The sequence below is a fragment of the Streptomyces odontomachicola genome (assembly GCF_039605595.1).
Lineage (GTDB): Bacteria > Actinomycetota > Actinomycetes > Streptomycetales > Streptomycetaceae > Streptomyces.
The window spans coordinates 1-22,749 of sequence record NZ_JBCFOK010000031.1 but is presented as its reverse complement, the minus strand read 5'-3'; the positions used below and the strand labels follow the sequence as shown (position 1 = coordinate 22,749).

Annotated in this window: 22 protein-coding genes; 17 read left to right on the top strand and 5 right to left on the bottom strand. The window is 73.0% G+C overall.

Going from position 1 to position 22,749, the window contains the following annotated elements; translation table 11 throughout:
- Nucleotides 1-75: 75 nt before the first annotated feature.
- Complete coding sequence (locus tag ABEE00_RS34705; protein ID WP_345749796.1) at nt 76-1,068, top strand: ABC transporter substrate-binding protein; 993 nt, start codon at nt 76-78, stop codon at nt 1,066-1,068.
- Between the two features lie 192 nt (nt 1,069-1,260).
- Nucleotides 1,261-2,376 carry a hypothetical protein gene (locus ABEE00_RS34700; RefSeq protein WP_345749795.1) on the top strand — a complete coding sequence of 372 codons (1,116 nt, stop codon included), beginning with the start codon at nt 1,261-1,263 and terminating at the stop codon, nt 2,374-2,376.
- A 75-nt stretch (nt 2,377-2,451) separates the two neighbouring features.
- Here ABEE00_RS34700 and ABEE00_RS34695 read toward each other — a convergent pair whose 3' ends face one another.
- A complete protein-coding gene (locus ABEE00_RS34695; protein WP_345749794.1) occupies nt 2,452-3,642 on the bottom strand; it encodes an NADH-quinone oxidoreductase subunit D in 1,191 nt (396 codons plus the stop codon).
- 70 nt (nt 3,643-3,712) lie between these two features.
- Between ABEE00_RS34695 and ABEE00_RS34690 the strand changes: the two genes are divergently transcribed.
- Nucleotides 3,713-4,204, top strand: a complete 492-nt coding sequence (locus ABEE00_RS34690; protein ID WP_345749793.1) for a PH domain-containing protein — start codon at nt 3,713-3,715, stop codon at nt 4,202-4,204.
- 11 nt (nt 4,205-4,215) lie between these two features.
- Nucleotides 4,216-5,673 (top strand): PH domain-containing protein, encoded by a 1,458-nt coding sequence (locus ABEE00_RS34685; RefSeq protein ID WP_345749792.1) that lies wholly within the window; start codon nt 4,216-4,218, stop codon nt 5,671-5,673.
- A 27-nt stretch (nt 5,674-5,700) separates the two neighbouring features.
- Here the strand turns inward: ABEE00_RS34685 and ABEE00_RS34680 are convergent, their stop codons facing one another.
- Nucleotides 5,701-5,898, bottom strand: coding sequence for a hypothetical protein (locus tag ABEE00_RS34680; RefSeq protein ID WP_345749791.1), 198 nt, complete (start codon nt 5,896-5,898; stop codon nt 5,701-5,703).
- Between the two features lie 91 nt (nt 5,899-5,989).
- Here ABEE00_RS34680 and ABEE00_RS34675 point away from each other — a divergent pair, with 91 nt between their 5' ends.
- Nucleotides 5,990-7,123, top strand: coding sequence for a DUF5937 family protein (locus ABEE00_RS34675; RefSeq protein WP_345749790.1), 1,134 nt, complete (start codon nt 5,990-5,992; stop codon nt 7,121-7,123).
- A 25-nt stretch (nt 7,124-7,148) separates the two neighbouring features.
- Here the strand turns inward: ABEE00_RS34675 and ABEE00_RS34670 are convergent, their stop codons facing one another.
- Both ABEE00_RS34670 and ABEE00_RS34665 read right to left on the bottom strand, forming a co-directional pair.
- A complete protein-coding gene (locus tag ABEE00_RS34670; protein WP_345749789.1) occupies nt 7,149-7,835 on the bottom strand; it encodes a response regulator transcription factor in 687 nt (228 codons plus the stop codon).
- Between the two features lie 115 nt (nt 7,836-7,950).
- Nucleotides 7,951-9,186, bottom strand: a complete 1,236-nt coding sequence (locus ABEE00_RS34665; RefSeq protein ID WP_345749788.1) for a sensor histidine kinase — start codon at nt 9,184-9,186, stop codon at nt 7,951-7,953.
- Nucleotides 9,187-9,300: 114 nt separating this feature from the next.
- Between ABEE00_RS34665 and ABEE00_RS34660 the strand changes: the two genes are divergently transcribed.
- The 11 genes from ABEE00_RS34660 (at nt 9,301) to ABEE00_RS34610 (ending at nt 19,124) form a co-directional block, all read left to right on the top strand.
- The gene (locus tag ABEE00_RS34660) at nt 9,301-10,395 is read left to right on the top strand and encodes an SAM-dependent methyltransferase (RefSeq protein ID WP_345749787.1); all 1,095 of its coding nucleotides are present in this window, start codon (nt 9,301-9,303) and stop codon (nt 10,393-10,395) included.
- Nucleotides 10,396-10,560: 165 nt separating this feature from the next.
- Nucleotides 10,561-11,499, top strand: coding sequence for a Rossmann-like and DUF2520 domain-containing protein (locus ABEE00_RS34655; protein ID WP_345749786.1), 939 nt, complete (start codon nt 10,561-10,563; stop codon nt 11,497-11,499).
- Nucleotides 11,496-12,611 carry a pantoate--beta-alanine ligase gene (gene panC / locus ABEE00_RS34650; RefSeq protein ID WP_345749785.1) on the top strand — a complete coding sequence of 372 codons (1,116 nt, stop codon included), beginning with the start codon at nt 11,496-11,498 and terminating at the stop codon, nt 12,609-12,611. The genes ABEE00_RS34655 and panC overlap by 4 nt, the downstream gene beginning before the upstream one ends.
- Before the next feature lie 136 nt (nt 12,612-12,747).
- Nucleotides 12,748-14,565 carry an L-aspartate oxidase gene (locus ABEE00_RS34645; protein WP_345749784.1) on the top strand — a complete coding sequence of 606 codons (1,818 nt, stop codon included), beginning with the start codon at nt 12,748-12,750 and terminating at the stop codon, nt 14,563-14,565.
- Nucleotides 14,562-15,656, top strand: coding sequence for a carboxylating nicotinate-nucleotide diphosphorylase (gene nadC, locus ABEE00_RS34640; RefSeq protein WP_345749783.1), 1,095 nt, complete (start codon nt 14,562-14,564; stop codon nt 15,654-15,656). The genes ABEE00_RS34645 and nadC overlap by 4 nt, the downstream gene beginning before the upstream one ends.
- A complete protein-coding gene (locus ABEE00_RS34635; RefSeq protein WP_345749782.1) occupies nt 15,656-16,456 on the top strand; it encodes a type III pantothenate kinase in 801 nt (266 codons plus the stop codon). Before nadC ends, ABEE00_RS34635 begins: the two co-directional genes overlap by 1 nt.
- Before the next feature lie 168 nt (nt 16,457-16,624).
- Nucleotides 16,625-17,284: a hypothetical protein gene (locus ABEE00_RS34630; protein WP_345749781.1), complete on the top strand. Its 660-nt coding sequence runs from the start codon at nt 16,625-16,627 to the stop codon at nt 17,282-17,284.
- Between the two features lie 112 nt (nt 17,285-17,396).
- Nucleotides 17,397-17,570 (top strand): hypothetical protein, encoded by a 174-nt coding sequence (locus ABEE00_RS34625; RefSeq protein ID WP_345749780.1) that lies wholly within the window; start codon nt 17,397-17,399, stop codon nt 17,568-17,570.
- An 83-nt stretch (nt 17,571-17,653) separates the two neighbouring features.
- On the top strand, nt 17,654-18,064 hold the full coding sequence (locus ABEE00_RS34620; protein ID WP_345749779.1) for a BlaI/MecI/CopY family transcriptional regulator: 411 nt from the start codon (nt 17,654-17,656) through the stop codon (nt 18,062-18,064).
- Nucleotides 18,065-18,073: 9 nt separating this feature from the next.
- Nucleotides 18,074-18,604, top strand: coding sequence for an amino-acid N-acetyltransferase (locus ABEE00_RS34615; RefSeq protein ID WP_345749778.1), 531 nt, complete (start codon nt 18,074-18,076; stop codon nt 18,602-18,604).
- A gap of 178 nt (nt 18,605-18,782) precedes the next feature.
- On the top strand, nt 18,783-19,124 hold the full coding sequence (locus tag ABEE00_RS34610) for a histone-like nucleoid-structuring protein Lsr2 (RefSeq protein WP_345749777.1): 342 nt from the start codon (nt 18,783-18,785) through the stop codon (nt 19,122-19,124).
- Here ABEE00_RS34610 and ABEE00_RS34605 read toward each other — a convergent pair.
- Entirely contained in the window at nt 19,103-19,531 is a 429-nt protein-coding gene (locus tag ABEE00_RS34605) for a hypothetical protein (protein ID WP_345749776.1), read from the bottom strand. The two genes, ABEE00_RS34610 and ABEE00_RS34605, sit on opposite strands and share 22 nt — an antisense overlap.
- A gap of 575 nt (nt 19,532-20,106) precedes the next feature.
- Between ABEE00_RS34605 and ABEE00_RS34600 the strand changes: the two genes are divergently transcribed.
- Nucleotides 20,107-22,632, top strand: coding sequence for an ATP-dependent Clp protease ATP-binding subunit (locus ABEE00_RS34600; protein WP_345749775.1), 2,526 nt, complete (start codon nt 20,107-20,109; stop codon nt 22,630-22,632).
- Nucleotides 22,633-22,749 lie beyond the last annotated feature (117 nt).

Genomic DNA, 22,749 nt, shown 5'->3' with positions numbered 1-22,749 from the left:
CCGACGCCCTCGCGGGAGGGTGTGATGACGTTCCGACGTCCTCGCGGGGAGGGCGTTCCGACGAATGGTGGCCTCATGAAGCAGCCCGGAAACCGGCACGGCAACACCGCGTCCGCGAGACGGCCGGCGCGGGTCCTCACCGCGCTGGGCGCGACCGCCGCGCTCACCGCGGCGCTCGGCGCCTGCGGCGGCGGCAAGAGCCTGGAGCAGGAGGGCGGCGGCGGTTCGGGCGGCGGCAAGGGCGCGCTGGTGATCGGCTCAGCGGGCTTCACCGAGTCCCAGATCATGTCGGAGCTGTACGCCAAGCTGCTCGGCAAGGCGGGATACAGCCCCACCATCAAGAAGCTCCAGAACCGCGAGCTGTATGAACCGGCCCTGGAAAAGGGCGAGATCGACGTCGTCCCGGAATACGCGGCCACCCTCGCCGAATTCCTCAACGCGAAGAAGAACGGCCCCAAGGCCGAGCCCGTCGCGTCCAACGACGTGAAGACCACGGTCACCGCGCTGCGCAAGCTCGCCGAGCCGCGCGGCCTCAAGGTCCTGGAGCCCGGCAAGGCCGTCGACCAGAACGCCTTCGCGGTGACGGAGGACTACGCGAAGAAGCACAAGCTCAAGACCCTCAGCGACCTGGGCAAGTCGGGCCAGAAGGTGAAGCTGGCCGCGGGGGACGAGTGCGACGAGCGGCCGTTCTGCCGCCCGGGCCTGGAGAAGACGTACAAGATCAAGGTCACCGGCGTGGACCCCAAGGGCGTCGGCACCACCCAGGCCAAGCAGGCGGTGAAGGGCGGCGCCGACCAGATGGTGCTGACCACCACGACGGACGCGACCCTCGGCGACTTCGGCCTGACGCTGCTGGAGGACGACAAGGGCCTGCAGAACGCCGACAACGTCATCCCCGTCGTGAACGCCAAGGACGCGGGCAAGAAGAACGTCACGGACGCACTGGACAAGCTCACCCGCACCCTGACGACAAAGGACCTCGCGGACCTCAACCGCAAGGTCGACCAGGAGCGCCAGAAGCCGGACGATGTGGCCGCCGCCTATCTCAAGTCCAAGGGCCTGCTGTGACGAGGACGACCCGGCGCGGCCGCCCGCACGGGCGCGGGCCCGGGTGTGGCCAAGGCGGCGCCGGGGAAGGCGAGTTGAGGAAGGGGAGCCGCGGGCATGCGGCGCACAGGGGACGCACCCGGGATTGTGAGGCCATAACAATGCCCTTTGTCCGGTGTCACGCGCACAGGCACGCACGGTAAATTTCAGGCCATGCCACGTGGACGTCACCGCCATTCGCAACCCTTGCACCGGCTCCTGCCCCCCGTCGCCGTCGCCGCCGTCGCGCTTGCCTGTGCGGGCGGCTCCTGGCTGGTCGGGGAACCGGGCATCGGCGATCCGGCGACCGTGACCCTGCGCGGCCTGGCCGCGGCGGCCGCCGTCGCCGCCGTCGTCGGGTCGGTGCAGTCGCGCCGCTGGGACCGGGTCGCCGGGAAACGCGTGGGCGAGCTGCGGGCCCGGATGGCGAGCGCCGAATGGCGCGCCGAGGAGCGGCAGGCGGAGCTGGAGGGCGAGCTGGAGGAGGCCCGCGAGGCGCGCACCCGCGCGGAGGCCAAGCTGCGGGCGCGCCGCGGCGAGCTCGCCAGGCTCCGGTCCGAGCACGCCGACCTGCTGCGCCGTTACGCACACGCCGAGGCCGACCTCGCCAGCGCCCTGGAGGGGCAGCGCAAGCTGGAGCTGGAGGCGAAGGAGCCCGCGAAGGCGCTCACCGCCGGGGCCACGGACTACCGGGACGCCGCCGGGGCGCCGACCGCGCTCACCTACCTCCAGGCCCACGAGGCCCTGCGCCACCTCGTACGCAACGCCGGACGGCAGCGGGAGCAGGCGGAGCGGAGCCGGCCCGTGGACACGAGCAAGCCCGCCTCGCCGTTCGTTCCCGCGCCCGGTGCGCGCGGTGCGCACCCGGGTCCCGCCGTGCCGTCCGACCGTCCGGCCAACGCGCCCTCGCGGGCCGGGGGTTCGGCGGGCGGCGCGTCCGGCGGCGGTGCGTCCGGCGGCGGCGCGGGACAGGGCGGGAGCGCCCAGGCGCCCGCTGAGCCCGCAGCGGACGCGGAGGAGGAGAAGCCGGCGGAGACCTTCGACTTCTTCGGCAAGGGCGCACCTGCGGCCAAGTCCGCCTCGGCGCCGTCCGCCGCCTCCGCCGCCTCGGCGAACGCCTCGGCCAGGCGTGAGCGCCGCCGGCCCGCGGCCCCCGCCTCGCGCGCCGAGCTGGCGGCCCGCCGCACGCCGGAGGCCGGCGGCGAGGAGAGCGAGAGCGGCGGCGAGGACTCCGAGGAGGGCTCCGGCGGCGCCGAGCTGGACATCACGGAGCTGCGCAGCGCCATGTGAGCGGCGGCTTGCACCACGTAAGAGCCCCGACCGCGAACACCTCGCGGCCGGGGCTCGGTCGTGTCTGTGCTCAGCTCACTTGTCGATGTCGCCCACGACGAAGAAGAACGAGCCGAGGATCGCCACCATGTCGGCGACGAGCGTGCCCGGCAGCAGTTCGGTCAGCGCCTGGATGTTGTTGAACGAGGCCGAGCGCAGCTTCATGCGGTACGGGGTCTTCTCGCCCTTGGAGACGAGGTAGTAGCCGTTCAGGCCCAGCGGGTTCTCGGTCCAGGCGTAGGTGGTGCCCTCCGGGGCCTTGAGCACCTTGGGCAGCCGCTGGTTGACCGGTCCTGGCGGCAGCTCGGCCAGCCGGTCCAGGCAGGCGTCGGCGAGGTCGAGGGAGTTGTGCGCCTGGTCGAGCAGCACCTCGAAGCGGGCCAGGCAGTCGCCCTCGGCGCGGGTCACCACGCGCAGCCTGTCCCGCAGCTCGGGCTCCCCGTACGCGAGGTAGGGCTCGTCGCGGCGCAGGTCGAAGTCGACGCCTGAGCCGCGCGCGATCGGGCCGCTCACCCCGTACGCGTGGATGATCTCCTGCGGGAGCACGCCGACGTTCCGGGTGCGGCCGCGGAAGATCTCGTTGCCGAGCACCAGCTTGTCGAAGTCGTCCATGCGCGCCCGCACTGCCGCGACCGCCTTGCGTGCGCGCTGGAGCCACCCGGCGGGCAGGTCCTCCTTGAGGCCGCCGACGCGGTTGAACATGTAGTGCATCCGCCCGCCCGAGACCTCCTCCATGACGTGCTGGAGGTCCTCGCGCTCGGTGAAGGCGTAGAACATCGGGGTGATCGCGCCGAGTTCGAGCGGGTAGGAGCCGAGGAACATGAGGTGGTTGAGCACCCGGTTCAGCTCGGCGAGCAGGGTGCGGGTCCACACCGCGCGCTCCGGCACCTCCATGCCGAGCATCCGCTCCACGGCCAGCACCACGCCGAGCTCGCTGGAGAACGCGGAGAGCCAGTCGTGGCGGTTGGCGAGCACGATGATCTGGCGGTAGTCGCGCGCCTCGAAGAGCTTCTCCGCGCCGCGGTGCATGTAGCCGACGACGGGCTCGGCCGCGCCGATGCGCTCGCCGTCGAGCACCAGGCGCAGGCGCAGCACGCCGTGCGTGGAGGGGTGCTGCGGGCCGATGTTGAGCACCATGTCGGTGCTCTCGGCCGCGCCGCCGACACCGACGACCGTGGTCTCCCCCGCGGACTGCGCGGCCCCCGCCGCGGACTCCTTCTGACTCATGGACCTTAGTGTCGCAGCTTCCTCCCTGAGGCTGATACGGAGTGTCACCGCACACCCATACGCTTGCCGCATGGTCACGGATGCGGACGTTCAGGGCGTGGAGACGCCGTGGCAGGGCGTCGAACGGGCCCTGCTCCCCATGCGGCGCCTGGTGCTGCTGTGCTCGCTCCTGCCCGCCACGGTCGCCGTGGCCCTGGTGCTCGGGCTGACGGCCGGCCCCGGCTGGGCGGCGTTCGCGCTGATACCCCTCGCGGGAGCCGCCTGGGGCTGGGGTGCGCTGGCCCGCAACTGGCGCTCATGGCGCTACGCCGAGCGCGCCGACGACCTGCTGATCAGCCGCGGGGTGCTGTGGCGCGAAGTGACGGTCGTGCCGTACGGGCGGATGCAGCTCGTGGAGGTCACCTCGGGTCCGCTGGAGCGCCGGTACGGGCTGGCCACGCTCCAGCTCCACACCGCGGCGGCGACCACCGACGCGAGCATTCCCGGACTCGCGCCCGGCGAGGCCGAGCGGCTCCGCGACCGGCTGACCGAGCTGGGCCAGGCCCGCTCGGCCGGACTGTAGGGGGAGTCGCCGTGTCCGCAGCGCCCGCGCCGCACGCCGAGCCGCCGGAGCCGCCAGGCCCGGCCGGCACACCCGGTCCGCCCGGTGACCCGGAAGCCTCCACGTCCCGCACGCGCCGCGGGATGTCCAGGCTGCTGCCGCGCCGCCCCGAGGGCAGGCCGCTGCATCCGGTCACGCCGTGGCGGCGCGCCTGGGCGCCGGTGGCGGCGCTGCTCGCGTTCGCCGTGCACGACGTGCAGCAGGCCCGCGCCTGGATGGAGGAGCTGACGCCCGGGTGGCTGGTGGCGGTCTGCGCCGTGCTGCTGGCGGCGGCGGCCGCGTACGGCTTCTTCTCCTGGTGGGTCACCAGCTATCTGGTCACCGACACCGAACTCCGCATCCGTACGGGCCTGTTCTTCCGCCGCTCCGCGCACATCCGCCTCGACCGCATCCAGGCGATCGACATCGGGCGGCCGCTGGTCGCGCGGGTCGCCGGGGTGGCCAAGCTGCGGCTCGACGTGGTCGGCGCGTCCGCGAGCGACGAGCTGGCCTTCCTCGGCGAGCGCGAGGCGGTGGCCCTGCGCGCCGAACTCCTCGCGCGCGCCGCGGGCATAGCGCCCGACGCCGTACGGGAGGCGGGCGAGGCGCCCTCCCGCGAGCTGCTGCGCGTGCCGCCGCGCACCCTCGCCCTCGCGCTGCTGCTCACGGGCAGCGGACTGCCGGCGCTGGTGGGCGCGGGGGCGCTGGGCACCTTCCTGTTCTGGGCGACCGACAGTGTGTGGACGGCGCTCGCCGGGTTCCTGCCGGTGGCGGGTCTGGCCTGGGCGAACAGCGTGGGGCGCTTTCTGCGCGAGTACGACTGGACGGTCGCCGAGTCACCGGACGGGCTGCGCCTGGACAGCGGGCTGCTGGACCGGGTGCACGCGACGGTCCCGCCGGGGCGTGTGCAGTCCGTACGCGCCGTCGAACCGCTCCTGTGGCGGGGGCGCGGCTGGGTGCGCGTCGAGCTGAAGGTCGCGGGTTCCGGCGCGGCCAGGAGCGCGGCCGAGCACGAGAAGACCGGCGTGCTGCTCCCCGTAGCACCATGGGCCGACGCGGTGCGGGTGCTCTCCCGGGTGCTGCCCGGCACGGATCTGGCCGGGGTGTACGCGGCGGTGCTGCCCGCGCCGCGGCGCGCGAGGTGGTGCGCGCCGGTGTGGTGGCGCGGCCTCGGACACGGCGTCACCCGGGACGGGTTCGTGACCCGGAGCGGGCTGTTGCGGCGCCGCACCACGCTGGTGCCGCACGCGAAGGTGCAGAGCGTGCGGCTGACCCAGGGCCCCTGGGAGCGGCGGATGCGGCTCGCGAGCGTGGCGGTCGACCACGGCGCGAACGGCTGCGCCCGGGCCCGCCTCCGCGACGCGGACGAGGCCCACGCCCTGGTCCACGCCCAGGCGGAGCGCTCCCGGACGGGGCGGCGCGAGGCCCGGCCCGAGCGGTGGATGACGTAGCGAAGTCCGCGCCGTCACCGCAGGCCGTCAGCCGCGCGGCAGGGGCTTGCAGTTGACGCGGTGGCCCCGGCGTACGGAATCCCGGTTCAGGCGGCGGCGGAAGCGGAGGGACTGCCACCAGGCGCGGAGGAGGCGGGCCTCGTACGTGCCGGGGGCGGGCGGTGGCGGGGTGCCGCGTTCGGCGGCTCGGTGGACGTCGAGTGCGTACTGCTGCGTGAGGCTCATGCCCTCGACGCTGCTCCCGTACGAACCCGGCCCGCACGCCGATTGACTGCCCCCGTCAATCGGCGGTGCGAAAGCCCGTACTCCCCGGAAAATGGAGCGCATGAGCGTCGTCGTGGACATCACGGGGCTGCCGGCCGAGCGCATCGGCTTCCGCCTGTCGCCCCTCGCCGAGCTGGGCACCGCGCTGCACGCGCTGTCCGAACCCGGCCACCACCCGGGCGTGCAGGGCTGGGCCACCGCGACCGACGCCGCGCTCAAGCCGGACCTCGCCGACCGGCTCTGCGAGGCCGACTTCCTGTGGCGCACCAGCTTCTCCGACATCCTGATGGGCTTCGCAGGGCTGCGGGACCCGGACGTGCAGCCCGGCGCGACCCTCGCCGAGGACCTGGACCTGGTCGATCGCATGGACGACGAGGAATTCGTCGCCGCCGCGCTGGAGTTCATCTGCCACAGCCTGTACGGGACCGACAGCCCCTCACCGCTGACCGACCCCGGCATCCGCGAGCGCGCCCTCGACCTGGCCGCCGCGCGCGGCCCGGCCCAGCAGAACTTCACCCGCTGGATGCTCGCCGACCCGCCCGCCGTGCGCACCTGGATACGCCGCCTCTTCGAGGACTGCGACGACGCGTTCTTCGCCGACACCTGGCGCCGCGTGCGGCCCCAACTGGCCGCCGACGTACGGCACAAGACCCAGCTGCTCCAGCACAGGGGCCTGGCCGCCACGGTGGAGGCGGTGTCGCCCGCGCTGTCGCTGAGCGAGGACGCCACCGGCACCCGCATCGAGGCCGACAAGCTGACGGTCGGCCGCACCACGGCGCTGGACGCCGTCGGCGGCCCCGCACTCACCTTCATCCCGACCGCGTTCAACTGGCCGCACCTGATGGTGCTGCACCGCTGGCGCTGGCGCCCCGTGGTCCACTACCCGGTCGCCGCCGACGGCCTGGCCGGGCCCTCCTCGGTGGAGGAGCTGACCCGGAGGATGGCGGCGCTGTCCCACCCGATGCGGATGCGGCTGTGCAGGAGCCTGGCCCGTGCCCCGTACACCACCGGCGAACTCGCCGACCAGTACGGCCTGTCCGCGCCCGAGGTCTCCCGGCATCTGAAGGTGCTGAAGAAGGCGGGGCTGCTGCGGACCCGCAGGCGCGGCCGGTACGTGCAGTACCAGCTCGAGGTCGGCACGGTCAGCAGGCTGGGCGGCGACTTCCTGGAGACGGTGCTGCGCTAGCCGGGCCCCGGGCTGGATCCCCGCGTCAGGAGGGGGAGTTGCCCGCGCGCACCAGCCCGGTCTCGTACGCGAGAACCACCGCCTGCACGCGGTCGCGCAGCTCCAGCTTGGTGAGGATGCGGCCGACGTGCGTCTTCACGGTGGCCTCGGAGAGCACGAGCCGCTCGGCGATCTCGCCGTTGGACAGGCCCTGCGCGATCAGCGCCAGCACCTCGCGCTCGCGCTCGGTCAGCTTCTCCATCTCGGCCGAGGCGGGCTGCGGTTCGGAGGGCGGCAGCACGTCGGCGAAGCGGTCGATCAGCCGCCGCGTGGTGGAGGGCGCCACCACCGCGTCGCCGCTCTGCACCGAGCGGATGGCGTGCAGCAGGTCGCCGGGCGGCACGTCCTTGAGCATGAAGCCGCTGGCGCCCGCGCGCAGCGCGGAGAACGCGTACTCGTCCAGGTCGAAGGTGGTCAGGATCAGCACCTTCGGGTCGCCGGGACCGCCCTCGCCGCCCTCGCAGATGCGCCGGGTCGCCTCCACCCCGTCCACGTGCGGCATCCGCACGTCCATCAGCACCACGTCCACCTCGCGGGCGCGCAGCAGGTCCAGGGCCTCGGCGCCGTCCCCGGCCTCGGCGACGACCTCCATGTCCTCCTGCGCCGCGAGCACCATGCGGAAGCCGGTGCGCAGCAGTGCCTGGTCGTCGACGAGCATCACGCGGATGGTCATGGGGTCTCCGTTCCCTGACGGTGGTGATCGGTCCTGGTCATCGGCCCTGCCTCGTACGTGAACCGGCCGCACGCCCCGTACGCGATCCGTCCCCGCCCACTCCGCGGGCCCGCCCTCATCCCGCGCCCTTGAGCGGCAGCACCGCGCTGATCCGGAAGCCGCCGCCGGGCCGCGCGCCGGTCTCCAGGGTGCCGCCCACCATGCCCACGCGCTCCCGCATGCCGATGAGCCCGTGGCCCTGCCGGTCCGCGCCGCCGGTCTCGTACAGCTCGCGCTCCGCGCCCCGGCCGTCGTCCTCGACCAGCACGGTGACCGCGTCGTCCGCGTACCGCAGCCGCACCTTGGCGCCGACGTGCGGCCCGCCGTGCTTGCGGGTGTTGGTGAGCGCCTCCTGCACGATGCGGTACGCGGTCAGCTCCACGCTGCTGGGCAGCGGCGCCGGGGTGCCCTCCACGGTGAAGTCCACCGCGAGGCCCGCGGCGCGCACCTGGTCCACCAGCTCGGCGAGCTGCTCGATGCCGGGCTGCGGCACGTACTCGCCGCACGACCCCCGCCCGTCGGGCACGCCCTCGCCGGTGCGCAGCACCCCGAGCAGCCGCCGCATCTCGGCGAGCGCCTGGCGCCCGGTGCCCGAGATGGTCTCCAGCGCCTTCTTGCTCTGCTCGGGCGCGGTGTCCAGCACGTACGCGGCGCCGTCGGCCTGCACGACCATGACCGACACGTTGTGCGCGACCACGTCGTGCAGCTCCCGCGCGATGCGGGCGCGCTCGGCCGCTGCGGCGATCTGGGACTGCGCCTCGCGCTCCCGCTCCAGCCGGGCCGTGCGCTCCTCAAGCTGCTCGTAATAGGCGCGGCGGGTGCGCATGGAGTCGCCCAGCACCCAGGCCAGCACGAAGGTGATGGTCACGAAGATGCAGCCCAGCACCTCGGTGCCGATGCTCTGCTGCGGGTCGGGCCAGCGCAGCGTGGAGATCGAGGGCGCGGCGACGGCCCCGACGAGCGCGCAGCGCGAGGCCCACACGGTGTTCCTGGCTGCCACGGTCGCGATGATCACCAGGAACGCGAAGTTGGCCGGGTTCGCCTCGACGCCGGTGACGAGCTGGCCCACCCCGACGGCCACCGCGAGCACGAGCATCTTCTCGGGCGCCTTGCGGCGCAGCGCGACCACCAGGCACAGCGCCAGCACCAGGGGCACGGCGGCGATCTGCTCCAGCGTGCTGCGGTGCTGCCCCTGCTGGTCGACGTCCAGGAACGAGGCCCACCAGCCCCCCGACACGACCAGCAGCAGGAGCGCCCAGAAGGCGTCCACACCCATGGGGTGCCTGCGGATGAAGTCGTAGAGGCGGTTCACATAACCCAGCGTAGGAAGGCCGGGTACGTGCAGGGGTCAACCGGACGGCCGATCCGTGGGCGCCGGAGTACTCCCCAAGGTGGAGGAGCCGGGTCCGCACGTAGCGTGACGGGGGTGGAGAACAGCGAGACGAAGAGCGCGCACGCGGCCCTCGGAGCGGCCTCCCGCACGACCTGGCGCACGGCCGCCGAGCGCGCCCTGTACGGCCCCGGCGGCTTCTTCGTACGGGAGGAGCCCGCCGCCCATTTCCGCACCTCGGTGCACGCCTCGCCGCTCTTCGCCGGCGCGGTGGCCCGGCTGCTGGCCGACGTGGACGAGCGCCTCGGCCGGCCCGAGGAACTGGCGTGCGTCGACGTCGGCGCCGGGCGTGGCGAACTCCTCGCCGGGGTGCTCGCCGCGCTGCCCCCCGAGGTCGCTGCGCGTGTACACGCGTACGGGGTCGAGCGGGCCCCTCGTCCCGCCGGGCTGGACGCGCGGGTGCGCTGGACCGACGAGCTGCCGGAGTGCGGCCTCACCGGGCTGCTGTTCGCCAACGAGTGGCTGGACAACGTGCCCGTCGACGTCGCGGAGACGGACGGCGAGGGCACGCCCCGGCAGGTGCTGGTGGCGGCGGACGGCTCCGAGCGCCTCGGCGGCCCGCTGCCGTCCGAGGACGCGGAGTGGCTCGCGCGCTGGTGGCCGCTGGGCGGCGAGGAGGGGCGCGGCGAGGAGGGCCTGCGCGCCGAGATCGGGCGGCCGCGCGACGAGGCATGGGCGGCGGCGGTGTCCGCGCTGGACCGCGGCCTGGCGGTGGCCGTCGACTACGCGCACGCACGCGGGGCGCGCCCCCTGTGGGGCACCCTCACCGGCTTCCGCGCGGGCCGCGAGGTGGACCCCGTACCGGACGGCGGTTGCGACATCACGGCGCATGTGGCGCTGGACGCGTGCGCGGAGGCGGCGGAGCGGGCCGTGGAGGATGCGGGGACTTTGGGGACTTCGGGGGCTTCCGCTTCGGGGCGCACGGTCCGCACCGAGCTGGTTTCGCAGCGCGAGGCCCTGCGCGCGCTGGGCGTCGAGGGCGGGCGGCCGCCGCTGTCCCTCGCCTCGTCCGATCCGGCCGGATACGTACGGGCGTTGAGCTCGGCCGGAGAGGCCGCCGAGCTCACCGACCCGGCGGGACTCGGCGCCTTCGGCTGGCTCCGGCAGTGGGTCGGAGAGGCCGGGGCCTGAGCCCTCGCGCCCGCGCGAGCGGCGAACCCACAGGTCACGCTCGGGCCCCCGCGCCGTCGGCGGGGCAGGGCTTAGCATGGCCGTGCCCGGGGCCGCCCGGGGAAGGCAGTACGTCCGGTACCTCGCCGCGAGGACTGGAACGGAAACGGAAGGCGATCCGCGCTCGTGGAAGCACAGCACCCAGAACGTCCAGAACACCCCGCGCGCGCCGAGGACCGCCCGGCACGGCTGAGCGTCGGCGTCGTCGGCACGGGCCGGGTCGGACCCGCGCTCGCCGCCGCGCTGAAGATGGCGGGCCACCGCCCCGTCGCCGCGTCCGGGGTCTCCGAGCGCTCCCGCAGCCGCGCCGAGGCGCTGCTGCCCGGGGTGCCCCTGCTCGATCCGCCCGAGGTGCTGGCCCGCGCCGACCTCGCGCTGCTCACCGTGCCCGACGACGCCCTGCCCGGGCTGATCGCGGGGCTGGCCGACACCGGCGCGTTCCGCCCCGGCCAGCTCGTCGCGCACACCTCGGGGCGGTACGGCGCCGGGGTGCTCGAACCGGCCCTGCGCGCCGGTGCGCTGCCGCTCGCGCTGCACCCGGTGATGACCTTCACGGGCACGCCGGTCGACGTACAGCGGCTGGCGGGCTGCTCGTTCGGCGTGACCGCGCCCGAGGAACTCCGGCTCGCCGCCGAGGCGTTGGTGATCGAGATGGGCGGCGAACCGGAATGGATCGCCGAGGAGGCGCGCCCGCTGTATCACGCGGCCCTCGCCATCGGCGCCAACCACCTGGTCACCCTGGTCGCCCAGTCCATGGACCTGCTCCGTGCCTCCGGCGTCTCGGCGCCCGACCGGATGCTCGGGCCGCTGCTCGGCGCCGCGCTGGACAACTCGCTGCGCTCCGGCGACGCGGCCCTGACCGGCCCGGTGGCCAGGGGCGACGCGGGCACCGTCGCCGCGCACGTCACCGAGCTGCGCAAGCACGCGCCGCAGGCCGTCGCGGGATACCTCGCGATGGCCCGTACGACCGCCGACCGGGCCCTGGACAGCGGCCAGTTGACGGCCGAGGCCGCAGAACCGCTGCTCGGCGTGCTCGCCGAGGAGGAGGGCGGTGGCCGCGCATGAGCGTCGACACGAACACGCACAGGGACACCGCGGGCGAGCAGGCCGGCGGGAGCACCGCCGGGAGCACCGCGGGGAACGGCTCACGGGGCGTCAGCGGGATACGCATCGCCCGCACCGGCGCCGAACTGCGCGCGCAGCCGCGCGCGGCGGGCGCCGAGCGGGCCGTCGTGATGACCATGGGCGCGCTGCACGAGGGCCACGCGGCGCTGGTGCGGGCGGCCAGGGAGCGGGTCGGCGAGGACGGCCAGGTGGTGGTGACGGTCTTCGTCAATCCGCTCCAGTTCGGGCCCGGCGAGGACCTGGACCGCTATCCGCGCACCCTCGACGCCGACCTGCGGGTCGCCGCCGAGTCGGGCGCCGACACCGTCTTCGCGCCCTCCGCCGAGGAGGTCTACCCGGGCGGCGAGCCCCAGGTGCGGATCGCCGCCGGGCCGATGGGCGAACGCCTCGAAGGGGCCTCGCGGCCGGGGCACTTCGACGGCGTGCTCACCGTGGTCGCCAAGCTGCTGCACCTCACCGCGCCCGACGCGGCGTTCTTCGGCCAGAAGGACGCGCAGCAACTCGCCCTCGTACGGCGCATGGTGCGGGACCTGAACTTCCCCGTGGAGATCGTCGCGGTGCCCACCGTGCGGGAGCGCGACGGGCTCGCTCTCTCCAGCCGCAACCGCTACCTCTCCGAGGCGGAGCGCACCACGGCGCTCGCCCTCTCCCGCGCGCTCTTCGCCGCCCGCGACCGCCTCGCGGCCGAGGCGGCGCTGCACGCCCGCGCCTCGGCCGCCGGCGCCTCCTCGGCGCGCGCCGCCGCGCTGGCCGAGATCGGCGAGCCCCGCGCCTCGGCCGACGCGCACGCGGTGGCGGGTTCGGCGGGTTCGATGGCCCGCTGCCCGGCGACCGTACGGGAGGCGGCGCGGGTGGTGCTCGCCCAGGCGTCGCGCCTGGACCCGCCGCTGCGGCTGGACTACGTGGCGCTGGTGGATCCGGCGGACTTCACCGAGGTCCCCGACGACTTCACGGGCGACGCGATCCTGGCCCTGGCGGCCCGGGTGGGCGGCACCCGCCTCATCGACAACCTCCCGCTCCACTTCGACCGCTCCACGGCCGCGGGCCGATGAGGTACCGCCGGGCTCCCCTTCCCGAGCACGGAGCCGCGTACGGGGCCGAGTACGGGACCACGTACGGCTCCCCGTACGGGCCCGCGTACGGACTCCCGTACGGACCCCCGTACGGAGACGAACACGGAGGCACCGCATGACCGCACAACCGCGCACGCCCGCCGGTGCGTTGCCCGCGCCCGCGCCAGGATGGGGCATCGGGGCCGACGTCGTCGTGGTCGGCTCGGGCGTCGCTGGGCTCACCGTGGCGCTGCGCAGCGCGGCCGCGGGACTGTCCACGGTCGTGGTCACCAAGGCGCGTCTCGACGACGGTTCGACCCGCTGGGCGCAGGGCGGCATAGCGGCGGCGCTCGGCGAGGGCGACACCCCTGACCAGCACTTCGAGGACACCCTCGTGGCGGGCGCCGGGCTCTGCGACGAGGAGGCGGTGCGCGCCCTGGTCACCGAGGGCCCGGACGCGGTGCGGCGGCTGATCGGCGCCGGCGCGCGCTTCGACACCGACCCGGACACCGGCGGCATCCAGCTCACCAGGGAGGGCGGCCACCACAGGCGCCGCATCGCGCACGCGGGCGGCGACGCCACCGGCGCCGAGATCTCCCGCGCGCTGGTGCGCGCCGTGCAGGAGGCGGGCATCCGCACGGTCGAGAACGCCCTGGTCCTCGACCTGCTCAAGGACCCCGCTGGACACACAGCGGGCGTCACCCTGCACGTCATGGGCGAGGGCGCGCACGACGGGGTCGGCGCCGTGCACGCGCCGCACGTCGTGCTGGCCACCGGCGGCATGGGCCAGGTGTTCGCCGCGACCACCAACCCGGCGGTGTCCACCGGCGACGGGGTCGCGCTCGCGCTGCGGGCCGGCGCCGAGGTGTCCGACCTCGAATTCGTGCAGTTCCACCCGACGGTGCTCTACCTGGGGCCCGAGGCCGAGGGCCAGCAGCCGCTCATCTCCGAGGCGGTACGCGGCGAGGGCGCGCACCTGGTGGACGCCGACGGCGTGCGCTTCATGCTCGGGCAGCACGAACTCGGCGAGCTCGCGCCCCGCGACATCGTCGCCAAGGGCATCATGCGCCGCGCCGCCGAACAGGGCGCGGACCACATGTACTTGGACGGCCGGCACTTCGGCGCCGCCATGTGGGCCGAGCGCTTCCCGACCATCCTCGCCGCCTGCCGCGCGCACGGCATCGACCCCGTGACCGAGCCCGTACCGGTCGCCCCGGCCGCCCATTACGCGAGCGGCGGCGTGCGTACGGATCTGCGCGGCCGCACCACCGTGCCGGGCCTGTACGCGTGCGGCGAGGTCGCCTGCACGGGCGTGCACGGCGCCAACCGCCTCGCGTCCAACAGCCTGTTGGAGGGCCTGGTCTTCGCCGAGCGGATCGCGGAGCACGTGACCGGGCATGTGACCGGGCATGTGACCGGGCACGTCAAGGGGCATGCCGCGGGTGGGGCCCACGCCGCGCGCGGGGAGCACGCCGAGGCCGGGGAGCAGGTCGCCGCGCCTCGGCCCCCGTACGCCGCGCCCCTCCTGCCGCCCGAGGCCCGCGCGGACATCCAGCGGATCATGACGGCGGGCGCCGGCGTGCTGCGCTCGGCGCGCAGCCTGGACGAGGCCGTCGCGCGGCTCGGCGCGCTGCCGGAGCTGCACGACGGCAAGACGGCCGAACCGGGCGTGGACACCTGGGAGACCGCCAACCTGCACCTGGTGGCCCGGGTGCTCGCCGCCGCCGCGCTGCGCCGCGAGGAGACCCGCGGCTGCCACTGGCGCGAGGACCGCCCCGAGCGCGACGACGCCGCATGGAGCCGCCACCTCGTGGTGACGCTGGGCGCAGGCGGGCCCGGCGGCGAATCCGGCGGCAGCGGGTCCCGCGACGGGGACCGCACACTGCACATCCGTACGACCGACACCACCGCTTTCCCTCCCGTGAGAGCGGACGCACCCGAGGAGACACCGTGAGCAGCCCCACCCCCGGCCCCGAGGACGGCAGGCCGGAGCCCGTCGAGGTCCCCCTGCTCCAGATCGGCGGCCCGCCGGGCGGCACCGGAGGCGGCGGCTGCGGCGACGCCTGCGGCTGCGGCGACGCGCACGACGAGCTGGACCCGCTGGAGTGCGGCCTCGACCCGGACCTCGCCGCGCTGCTCTCCGAGGCCGGCCTCGACCCCGTACAGGTCGAGGACATCGCGCACCTCGCCATCGAGGAGGACCTGGACCGCGGCGTGGACGTCACCACCGTCGCGACGATCCCCGAAGAGGCGGTCGCCACCGCCGACTTCACCGCGCGCCAGGAGGGCGTGGTCGCGGGGCTGCGGGTCGCCGAGGCGGTGCTGTCGGTGGTGTGCACCGACGACGTGGAGGTCGAGCGGCACGCGGAGGACGGCGACCGCGTCGTGCCGGGGCAGAAGCTGCTGACCGTCGTGACCCGCGCCCGCGACCTGCTGACAGGCGAGCGCAGCGCCCTCAACCTGCTCTGCCACCTCTCCGGCATCGCCACCGCCACCCGCCGCTGGGCGGACATCCTGGACGCGGCGGGTACGGGTACGGCCGGCACCCGTGTGCGCGACACCCGCAAGACGACCCCTGGCCTGCGCGCGCTGGAGAAGTACGCGGTGCGCTGCGGCGGCGGCGTCAACCACCGCATGTCGCTGTCCGACGCCGCGCTGATCAAGGACAACCACGTGGTCGCCGCGGGCGGTCTGGCCGAGGCGTTCCGGCTGGTCCGCGAGGAGTTCCCGGACGTGCCGATCGAGGCCGAGGTGGACACCGTCGAGCAGATCGAGCCGGTGCTCGCCGAGGGCGCCGACCTGATCCTGCTGGACAACTTCACGCCGGAGCAGACGGCCGAGGCCGTGCGCCTGGTCGCGGGCCGCGCCCGCCTGGAGTCCTCCGGCGGCCTCACCCTGGAGACCGCGGCGGCGTACGCGGCCGCCGGCGTCGACTACCTCGCGGTCGGCGCCCTCACCCACTCCGCGCCGGTCCTCGACATCGGCCTGGACTTCCGCGAGGACATCGGCTCGGGCGGCGCGAACTCCGGGGAGGCCGACGCCTGATGCTGCTCACCATCGACGTGGGCAACACCCACACCGTCCTCGGCCTCTTCGACGGCGAGGAGATCGTCGAGCACTGGCGCATCTCCACCGACGCGCGCCGCACCGCCGACGAACTCGCCGTGCTGCTCCAGGGCCTGATGGGCATGCACCCGCTGCTCGGCGAGGAGCTCGGGGACAACATCGAGGGCATCGCGATCTGTTCGACCGTGCCCTCGGTGCTGCACGAGCTGCGCGAGGTGACCCGCCGCTATTACGGGGACATCCCCGCCGTGCTGGTGGAGCCGGGGGTGAAGACCGGGGTGCCGATCCTGATGGACAACCCCAAGGAGGTCGGCGCCGACCGGATCATCAACGCGCTGGCGGCGGTCGAGCTGTACGGCGGCCCGTGCGTGGTCGTCGACTTCGGCACCGCCACCACCTTCGACGCGGTCTCCGCGCGCGGCGAGTACGTGGGCGGCGTGATCGCCCCCGGCATCGAGATCTCGGTCGAGGCGCTGGGCGTGAAGGGCGCCCAGCTCCGCAAGATCGAACTCGCCAAGCCGCGCAGCGTGGTCGGCAAGAACACCGTGGAGGCCATGCAGTCCGGGATCCTCTACGGCTTCGCGGGCCAGGTCGACGGCGTGGTGGAGCGCATCGCCAGGGAGCTGTCCCCCGACAGCCCCGACGACGTGACGGTGATCGCCACCGGAGGTCTCTCGCCGATGGTGCTGGGCGAGTCCGCCGCGATCGACGAGCACGAGCCCTGGCTGACCCTGATCGGCCTGCGCCTGGTCTACGAGCGGAACGTGAGCCGGAGCTGAACGTGAGCCGGAGCTGAGGGAGCACCCGACGGGGCTGCCCGGAGGGGCACCGAAGGGCGGCGACGGGTGCACCGAAGGGGCGGCGGCGGGCAATTCGGGTGGATTCGCGCCACGCCGTAAAAACGGGCGATAAGCACATTTAGCTCGCGCTGCTTCTACCTTCGGTGCATGCCTACGCCATACGGTTCCCAGGGCGGCATGGCGTTCAGCGCGGACGAGCTGCGTGTGCTCAGAGGCGCTCTCGCCGCCGCCGTACTGCCAGGATCCGCCCCCTCGCACGGGGCGGAGGAGTACACCCGCCTCGCCGACGCCGTGGACGAGACGGCGGGTGAGGCCGACAGGCTCCGCGCCTTCCTCCTCGCCGACCTCGCCCGCTACCGGGACGCGCTGCCCGGCTCCGCCGCCGGCTTCCTCGGCCGCCTGGAGGACGCCCTCGCCACCGGCTACCTGCCGGGCCCCGAGGATCTCGCGGTGCTCCGCACGCTCGCCTCCGAGGCGGCCGGCGAGGCCGAGCGGGACCGCCGCTCGGCCCTCCTGCGCCGCTGCGAGCGGCTCGCCGAACAGGCCCTGCGCGCCCAGCTCCTGCTGCTCCCCGGCGGCCGCACGGGCGCCGAGGACCGCCGCGCCCCCGAGTGCGGCGCCCAGCGGGACGAGGGGGAGGAGGGCGAACCGGAGCGCGAGCCCGAGCGGCGCGCCGAGCCCAAGCGCGGCCCGGCGCCCGGACCGTCCCGCGCGCCTGCGCCGTCCCGGCCGGTGCCGACGCCCGCCGAGGTGTTCCCGCCGCGCCGCCGTCCCGCGCCGCCGTCGGACGGGGCGCTCTCGGCCTGAGCCCCCTGAGCCGTACGTCGGCCGAGTCGTACGTGTGTGCCCGGCGGCCCCCTCGGGGCGCGCCGGGCACGGCGTTAGGCTGGGGGCCTGTTCGCCGAGGAGGCCGAGACTCTTGGATTACATCTCCGCACTGACGCCGCCCGTGGTGATGGCCGTCGCTTTCACCCTGCTCATCAGGACCATCGTGAAGAGCCAGGGCGGCGCGAACAAGAGCAAGGAAGACGCCGCGGTCGACGCCGCGTTCGCCCGCGCGCAGGCAGGCGGGCAGAAGAAGCAGGACGCCTGAAGGCGGGCCACTGATCGGAAAACCTCCCTGATTCCCGCCTCGACCGGGCGGCAACCAGGACATCTCCGACTATTGTTCTCCGTGTGCCACGGCCATTGGGAGACTTGGAAGACGCCGTAATGACGCGGGTATGGCAGTGGAACCGCCCCGTCACCGTGCGAGAAGTCCTGGAGGATCTGAAGGAAGAACGGTCCATCGCCTACACCACGGTGATGACCGTGATGGACAACCTGCATCAGAAGGGCTGGCTCAGGCGCGAACAAGAAGGCCGCGCCTATCGATATGAAGCGGTCGCCACGCGCGCCGCCTACTCCGCCGCCCTCATGAAGGAAGCCTGGGCGGCGAGCGACAACCTCGCTGCGGCCCTCGTGGAGTTCTTCGGCCGCCTCTCCGCCGAACAGGCCGACGCGGTACGCGACGCCCTCCGCGTCGTACAGCTCGGCGGCGTGAGCGTCGACTCCCCCGAGCAGCACCCCGGCGGTACGGGGCGATAGCGTCCGTTCATGCCGCACCGCGCCGAGAGAGCCCTCCAGGAAGTCACTGTACGCCGCGCCCGCACCGCCGATGTGCGCGCGGTGCGGCGCCTCATCGACTCCTACGCGCGCGACAGCATCCTGCTCGACAAAGCCACCGTGACGCTTTACGAGGACATCCAGGAGTTCTGGGTCGCGGAACGCGATCACGACGCCGAAGTGGTCGCCTGCGGCGCGCTCCATGTGATGTGGGAGGACCTCGCCGAGGTCCGTACGCTCGCCGTACACCCTGCTCAGCGGGGCACCGGAGTGGGGCATCAGCTCCTGGAGAAGCTGGTGCGCACCGCGCGCTGGCTGGGTGTGCGGCGCATTTTCTGTCTCACCTTCGAAGTCGACTTCTTCGCCAAGCACGGGTTCACCGAGATCGGTGAGACGCCGGTCGACGGCGATGTCTACAGTGAGCTGCTGCGTTCCTATGACGAGGGCGTTGCCGAGTTCCTCGGTCTCGAACGAGTGAAGCCCAACACCTTGGGTAACACTCGCATGCTGCTGCATCTCTGAGAGGTCCGTCCACGCGGAACGTTCCTCTCAATCAGTGCGCACTATGTCCGAATCATCCCGCCAATCCCGAGAGCCTGCCGGGCAAACTTCTCCAAGGGTTTGTGTTTCTCCGGGAAAAGCGGTTTGCTTTCGTCGGCAGTATCCGTAATCACTTATCGATGACGAATGGGAGTGCCCTGTGGCTCAGAAGGTTCAGGTCCTTCTCCTCGACGACCTCGACGGCGGCGAGGCGGATGAGACGGTGACGTTCGCACTGGACGGCAAGACCTACGAGATCGACCTCACCACCGCGAACGCGGACAAGCTCCGGAGCGCCCTGGAGCCCTATGTCGCGAAGGGCCGCCGCACCGGCGGGCGTTCGCAGCGCGGAAAGGGCCGTTCCACCTCCGCCAGCGGCGGCGGCAGCAGCCAGGACACCGCGAAGATCCGCGCCTGGGCCAAGGAGCAGGGTTACGAGGTCAATGACCGGGGTCGCGTTCCGGCCAATATCCGTGAGGCCTACGAGAAGGCCAACGGCTGATTCGCCGGGAGAGTCCGCGCCGTACGGGACAGCATCGCGCGGTGGCATTCCGTGGCCGCCGCGCTCACCAGCCGTACGAGATCGACGCGGTCCGCGCCGAATACCCGCCCGGGAGGCCGTAGCCACACTGCGGTCTCCCGGGGGATATAGGGAGAGCGGGCCGTGAGTTCCAGCTCCACTCCTTCCCACTCCAGCCACGCCAGCAGCCCCGGCAGTTCGTCGGCCGTGCCCTCGGGCACCAGCAGCCTGCACCGCCTGCGCGCCCTGTCGTACGCGACGGGCCCGGTGCGCACGCCGCGCCGCAGCAGCGCGAGCCCGGCGTCGGCGGGGAGCTCCAGCTCGTCGGGCGGCCCGCCGTGCTCGCCGCGGGCGCCGGGATTCCTGGGACGGGGAATCGCGAAGGTCATGCCCGGAGCAACTCCCGAACCCCCTGTGGGTTACGCGGTGTTGAGATCGCGTGACGTCATGTGGTGCCGAGTGCGCAACATGTGCACCCGGAGGACACGCTGTGCACACATCCCGTACCGGACCGTCGTGGCCTGGCCGTCGCGCAAGGCTGTTCGCCAAGAGCGGATGAGGCTTTCCCCATGGGGCGCGCCCGGCATGGACTGTCAGTCCCAACGGGTAAGAAGTCCCTAGTGGAACGGGGGTGTGAACCGGCGATGTCAGGTACGGACGAGCGCGTGGGACCGGTGGTCATGCGGGTGTTCGCCGTCGGCGTAGGGGTTCTGGGCCGATACGCCTGGCCTGCGGGAACATCGTCTCGCACCATCGGGTTGGAACTGTTGTCGGCCGTCTGGGGCAGGAAAAGTGCAGCTCGCGTGCTTCCCACAGGTGAGAGGAAGCTCCGGGGGACGTTCCTGAGGATGTTCCCGGGTGTCGGCAGTTGGAATGAGCGGTCCCCGCTCGCGGGACTAAGCTGCGGAAGGACAGAGAGGGGAGCGTCCCCTCACTGCCTGACCGCTCTGAGGAGCGATTAACGATGTTCGAGAGGTTCACCGACCGCGCGCGGCGGGTTGTCGTCCTGGCTCAGGAAGAAGCCCGGATGCTCAACCACAACTACATCGGCACCGAGCACATCCTTCTGGGCCTGATCCACGAAGGTGAAGGTGTCGCCGCTAAGGCACTGGAGAGCCTCGGGATTTCGCTCGAGGCGGTCCGCCAGCAGGTGGAGGAGATCATCGGCCAGGGGCAGCAGGCCCCCTCCGGCCACATCCCCTTCACCCCCCGTGCGAAGAAGGTCCTGGAGCTGTCGCTCCGCGAGGCCCTTCAGCTCGGCCACAACTACATCGGCACGGAGCACATCCTGCTCGGCCTGATCCGCGAGGGCGAGGGCGTCGCCGCCCAGGTCCTGGTGAAGCTGGGCGCCGACCTCAACCGGGTGCGGCAGCAGGTCATCCAGCTGCTCTCCGGTTACTCCGGCGGCAAGGAGGCGGCCACCGCGGGCGGCCCCGCCGAGGGCACGCCCTCGACCTCCCTTGTCCTGGACCAGTTCGGCCGCAACCTCACGCAGGCGGCCCGCGAGTCCAAGCTCGACCCGGTCATCGGGCGCGAGCAGGAGATCGAGCGGGTCATGCAGGTGCTCTCGCGCCGTACGAAGAACAACCCGGTCCTCATCGGCGAGCCCGGCGTCGGCAAGACGGCGGTCGTCGAGGGCCTGGCGCAGGCGATCGTCAAGGGCGAGGTGCCCGAGACCCTCAAGGACAAGCACCTCTACACCCTCGACCTGGGCGCCCTGGTCGCCGGCTCGCGCTACCGCGGTGACTTCGAGGAGCGCCTGAAGAAGGTGCTCAAGGAGATCCGCACGCGCGGCGACATCATCCTGTTCATCGACGAGCTGCACACCCTGGTCGGCGCGGGTGCCGCCGAGGGCGCGATCGACGCGGCGAGCATCCTCAAGCCGATGCTGGCCCGCGGCGAGCTGCAGACCATCGGTGCCACCACCCTGGATGAGTACCGCAAGCACCTGGAGAAGGACGCGGCCCTCGAGCGCCGCTTCCAGCCCATCCAGGTCGCCGAGCCGTCGCTGCCGCACACCATCGAGATCCTCAAGGGCCTCCGCGACCGGTACGAGGCGCACCACCGCGTCTCCATCACCGACGCGGCCCTGGTCGGCGCCGCGACGCTCGCGGACCGGTACATCTCCGACAGGTATCTGCCGGACAAGGCCATCGACCTCATCGACGAGGCCGGCTCCCGGATGCGCATCCGCCGGATGACCGCGCCGCCGGACCTCCGCGAGTTCGACGAGAAGATCGCCAACGTCCGCCGGGACAAGGAGTCCGCGATCGACTCGCAGGACTTCGAGAAGGCCGCCTCGCTGCGTGACAACGAGAAGCAGCTCCTCGCGCAGAAGGCCAAGCGGGAGAAGGAGTGGAAGGCCGGCGACATGGACGTCGTCGCCGAGGTCGACGAGGAGCTGATCGCCGAGGTCCTCGCCACGTCCACCGGCATCCCGGTCTTCAAGCTGACCGAGGAGGAGTCCTCGCGGCTGCTGCGCATGGAGGACGAGCTGCACAAGCGCGTCATCGGCCAGGAGGACGCCATCAAGGCGCTCTCGCAGGCCATCCGGCGCACCCGTGCGGGCCTCAAGGACCCGAAGCGGCCCGGCGGTTCGTTCATCTTCGCCGGCCCGTCCGGTGTCGGTAAGACGGAGCTGTCCAAGACGCTCGCCGAGTTCCTCTTCGGCGACGAGGACGCGCTGATCTCCCTCGACATGTCGGAGTTCAGCGAGAAGCACACCGTCTCGCGGCTGTTCGGCTCGCCCCCCGGCTACGTCGGGTACGAGGAGGGCGGCCAGCTCACCGAGAAGGTGCGCCGCAAGCCGTTCTCCGTGGTCCTCTTCGACGAGGTCGAGAAGGCTCACCCGGACATCTTCAACTCGCTGCTGCAGATCCTGGAGGACGGTCGCCTGACCGACTCCCAGGGCCGCGAGGTGGACTTCAAGAACACCGTCATCATCATGACCACCAACCTCGGCACCCGGGACATCTCCAAGGGCTTCAACCTCGGCTTCGCCGGCCAGGGCGACACCCGCGCGGGATACGACCGGATGAAGGCGAAGGTCAACGACGAGCTGAAGCAGCACTTCCGCCCCGAGTTCCTGAACCGTGTCGATGACACCGTGGTCTTCCACCAGCTCACGCAGGACGACATCATCCGGATCGTCGACCTGATGATCGCGCAGGTGGACGAGCGGCTGAAGGACCGGGACATGGGCATCGAGCTGTCCACGGACTCCAAGGAGCTGCTGGCCAAGCGGGGCTACGACCCGGTCATGGGCGCCCGGCCGCTGCGCCGGACGATCCAGCGGGAGATCGAGGACGTGCTGTCCGAGAAGATCCTGTTCGGGGAGCTGCGGCCCGGTCACATCGTGGTGGTCGACACCGAGGGAGAGGGTGAGGAGAAGACCTTCACCTTCCGCGGCGAGGAGAAGTCCGCGCTGCCGGACGCGCCTCCGGTGGAGTCCGCGACCGGTGGGGGCGGGACGAACCTCTCCAAGGAGTAACGCCCAGAGCGTTCCGCGCGGTTCTCCGCGAACATCGTTGAGGGGTGGGGGGGGGGGGGCCCGGGCCCCCCAGCGGAGCCGCGGGCACGGCGGGGGGGGGGGGGCCGCCGCGCAGCG